Annotated in this window: 4 protein-coding genes and 1 pseudogene; 2 read left to right on the plus strand and 3 right to left on the minus strand. The window is 27.6% G+C overall.

The window, feature by feature from the left end; translation table 11 throughout:
* A partial coding sequence (locus KGF42_RS18750; RefSeq protein ID WP_227826878.1) for a transposase occupies positions 1–759 on the minus strand: 759 nt, incomplete at its 3' end.
* A gap of 1 nt (position 760) precedes the next feature.
* Positions 761–859: pseudogene (locus tag KGF42_RS18755) on the minus strand (transposase); the annotation flags it as partial.
* 257 nt (positions 860–1,116) lie between these two features.
* Between KGF42_RS18755 and KGF42_RS18760 the strand changes: the two are divergent.
* Complete coding sequence (locus KGF42_RS18760) at positions 1,117–1,266, plus strand: hypothetical protein (protein ID WP_227826879.1); 150 nt, start codon at positions 1,117–1,119, stop codon at positions 1,264–1,266.
* Between the two features lie 238 nt (positions 1,267–1,504).
* Here KGF42_RS18760 and KGF42_RS18765 read toward each other — a convergent pair whose 3' ends face one another.
* Entirely contained in the window at positions 1,505–3,085 is a 1,581-nt protein-coding gene (locus KGF42_RS18765; RefSeq protein ID WP_227823543.1) for an NAD(P)H-hydrate dehydratase, read from the minus strand.
* Between the two features lie 818 nt (positions 3,086–3,903).
* Here KGF42_RS18765 and KGF42_RS18770 point away from each other — a divergent pair.
* A partial coding sequence (locus KGF42_RS18770; protein WP_413927048.1) for an ABC transporter permease subunit occupies positions 3,904–4,166 on the plus strand: 263 nt, incomplete at its 3' end.

The following is a 4,166-nucleotide window of genomic DNA, read 5'->3' on the forward strand; positions in this document are numbered from 1 at the left end:
TTGTAGAAAATCCTTTCTTTGATTAGCTATATGTTCTTGAAGTCTTGCAACTTTTAACCTTGCTTTATTTCTATTTAAACTACCGATTGTTTTTCTCGATAATTCTCTTTGTAATTTAGCAAGTTTGTTTAATGACTTCTTAAGATACTTAGGATTTTCTATAAATTCTCCACAACTTGAGATACAAAATTCTTTAATTCCTAAATCTAAACCTATCTGATTATTAGTATTTTCAAATACTTCAATATCTACATCAGTACAGCATAATGATACATAATATCTACCACTTGGTTCTTTAGATATAGTAGCATTAAGTATTCTCCCTTGAGGTACTTGTTTATCCCTTACTTTAACCATACCAAGTTTAGGTAGTTTTATATGTTGACCACAATACATAATATTTCCATTTGTAAAATTAGTCTTATATGAAAATCTATTAATTTTCTTTGATTTAAATTTAGGAAATCCTGCTTTTTCTTTAAAGAATTTTTTATATGCGTTATCTAAATCTTTTAAGGCGTTTTGTAGTGAAAATTTGTCAGGTTCTTTAAGCCATTTTAATTCTTTTTTTAAATTGGTCAAATCAGAACTACACTGTTTATAAGTAAAAGTTTCTTTATCGTTTTTATAAACTTCTATTCTTTTAGCAAGATACTTATTATATACAAATCTACAACATCCAAAAGTTTTGTTAATTAACTCTTGCTGTTTTTTATTTGGATATATTCTAAACTTATAAGCTTTTTCCACTACTACCACCTCACTTTACTTGCTTTTTCTGATTATTAATATATTTTCTTATCTGTTCTTCTGTATTTTTTGATACAGTAGCAACGAAATAACTAGGATTCCAAAGATGTCTCCCCATAATACTGGATGTCTATATTTGACATACTATATGCATATCCTCTACCATGAGTAACTTCCATTTTTCATCACCTATCATAATATTAAAATATTCAATTACTTAAAACAAGTATTTTGAAGGTTTTTTATATTTATTTTTAAATAACATATATAAGAACCGTAAGTCTTAACTTTTATCATTTTTGAGGTTGTCGTTCACATAAGTTCGCTACTACCTATGCAGTTCTCTTATGAACTTCTTACACTTTCATGCAAGCACAGACTATATCTTATCCTTCGGCATTATCCGTTAAGGTCTACCCACTTCCACTACCAATAGCTTGTAGTGTACTTCCCTCAAGAGGAATAGTTGTTGAAGTTTCTCTTATTCGGAGCTTACCTGCTGATTGCCCATTTTAAAGTACTTAGGATTTAACCTTATACCATCTAACCAATTTTTTCTACTTTCGTAACTTTCACACTTAGGTTTATTTCATCCTTATGTTTTAGTTTAGTTAGCTTTAGGGGATTTTAGCAATTCAAGTAGTATTGGATAGGTTCTATCCTATCTCTACATATAAGTTTCCCTATATGCTGACTATTTTAGCTACTAACTCATGACTAAAGTCACAAGTGTGCGTAGCTATTTTTTAATCAATTATATATCCAACAACTCTTTCATTGTTAACGAAATGTTACTTATTAAATCTGTGGCATTTACTGTATACATTGTGTTACTCAATTTATCTCCTATATAACCATGTATATATGCTCCACTAACTGTAGCTTCCAATACATCCATACCTTGACCTATAAAGGAAGTAATAATGCCAAGCAAACAATCACCCATTCCACCAGTTGCCATACAACTGTTTCCTGTAGGATTTATATATGTTTTTTTACCATCTGTTATGACAGTTTGATAACCTTTTAAAAGTACAACTACATTATATTTTTGAGCAAATTCTTTTGCAACATCTACTCTATGTTCCCTTATATACCCAATTGAATCTCCTGTCAACCTTGCCATTTCTCCCAGATGAGGTGTAATTACAAATCTATTTTTCCATTCTAAAAACTTATAGCATCTATCCTTCATAACATTTAATCCATCAGCGTCTAATACAATAGGGCAATTAGAATTTTCTACTATTTTAAGTAATTTATCAAATGTCTGATGATTATCTCCCATTCCTGGACCAAAACCAATTGCATCACTAGAACTAATTAATTTATTTAATCTTTCATCTTCAAAATTTAAGGTCATTGCTTCTGTAAGCCTAATAGATACCTTTTCTTGCACATCTTCACTACTAATTAACGTTACAAGTCCACTTCCACTCTTAACAGCAGATTCAGTTGCTATGAAACTTGCACCATAAAATCCTTTTGAACCTGCAACTATAGATACTTTCCCAAAATCACTTTTAAAACCATGTATATCTCTTTTTCTAATATTATTTTTTACAAAACTCTCATCAGTTATGAACTCATCATCATGGTATTTTCTTGTAATAAAATCTGGAACACCTATCTTTTCTACAACTACATCACCTATGAGTGAACTAGTATCATAGTTCAAAAAACCTCTTTTATAAAACTCAAAGCTAATCGTTTTGTTTGCTCTAATACAAGTTCCTAATACATTTCCCTTATCACTATCTATACCTGAAGGAATATCTATAGAATATGTATTTTTACTGTTATCATTTACTATATCAATAACTTCTTTAAAAATGCCAGTTATATCACGTTTTAATCCAGTCCCAAATATAGCATCTACTACAACATCACTTTTGGATACTCTATCTTTAAAAATTGTTAAATTTTTATTTTTTATAATATTTTGTTTCTCGACCTTAATAATTTTATCTACTTCATTTTCATCACCAGCATTTTTTTCACTTAAATCATTTTTATTAATATTTATAATATTAATTCCCATATTTAAAAGTACATTGTAGTTTATTTTAGAACATTCACTTAGTTTTTCAAGATTACCTACTAAAAATATGTCTACTTCTTTTCCCTTTGTACTTAAATGCCTCGCTATTCCAAGACCATCTCCACCATTATTTCCAACACCACATACAACTGTATAACTATTATATATCTCTATATCCATATTTTTCATTGCAGATATAACTGCATTTTCCATTAATACAATCATTGGAATACCTAATTCTTCTACACATGAAGTATCGACATTCCTACTTAATTTAGATGTACCTATTAGCATAAATTATCACTCCTATAAAGTTAAAGACTTCTTAAATATTTACAAATAAATATCTATTGAAGTCTTTCTAATCTCATAAATATCATAATAGAATCACTAAATAATAGAATTACTAAAACTAAAGTTTTTTAAAACAATTTAAAATAACAAAAAATTTTGCATTAAAATAATTATTTAATTTATTATACCATATAATTTGAGTTATTATGTTGCTTTAAAGCCTATTTACACTAAGTATCTCAATATTTCTTTATTTTTTACTATCTTTTGTAACTTATCTATATTTTTTATTTTTATTTAAAAAACAATAATTAAGAATACTACTGTATTCTGCACATAAAATTTTTTTTATTTAAATCCAATTTTCTGATAATTTGATAATTTTTCAAAATTTATAGTTGACTTTTATTTTTTACTGTATTAAACTAATTACTATACAAAACGGAAAACAAAATTTTCAAAATTATTAAATTAAAAGGAGAGGTAAACATGAAGACTTTATTAAACAAACAAGTACGATTTTTTAGTAGCCAATTTAGTTAGGGTTTGTAGCTAAGTTAAGACAAATTGTCATGACATAGATACAAACCCCTTAGGATTATGATTTTTAAGGATTGTATCTATGTTGGCTATAGTAATTGTTGTTAAAGTTTTTATTTTATCATCATAATATAGAGCCACATGGATTATACTGTGTGGCTTATTCGTGTTTTTGCCATACAGTTATATATACTGTGTGGCTTTTTTATATCAAGATTCATTTTTAAAATTAAATTAAAAAAATTATTTTAAAATATTTTCAAAGGGGTGTTTTATTTATGTCAGGTATTATATCTGTAATGACGCAAAGTTTAATTTTATCAATTATGGCACTGGGGGTTTATATAACTTACAAAATCTTAGATTTTCCAGATATGTCTGCTGATGGTAGTTACACAATGGGTGCTTCTATCGTAGCATTTTCTCTTACTAATGGTATTTCTCCTATAGTAGCAACTTTAATGGCTATCTTATGTGGTTGCACTGCTGGTCTTGTTACTGGAATTCTTCACATTAAGTTTAAGATATCAAACTTACTTTC

Origin of the sequence: Clostridioides sp. ZZV15-6383 (genome assembly GCF_020657735.1) — a bacterium.
Lineage (GTDB): Bacteria > Bacillota > Clostridia > Peptostreptococcales > Peptostreptococcaceae > Clostridioides > Clostridioides difficile_D.

What these genes read in the sequence shown, in the direction of transcription:
- KGF42_RS18760 (WP_227826879.1), top strand. Translation starts at nt 1,117, where the DNA reads ATGCAAGCACAGACTATATCTTATCCTTCGGCATTATCCGTTAAGGTC.
- KGF42_RS18765 (WP_227823543.1), bottom strand. Translation starts at nt 3,085, where the DNA reads ATGCTAATAGGTACATCTAAATTAAGTAGGAATGTCGATACTTCATGT.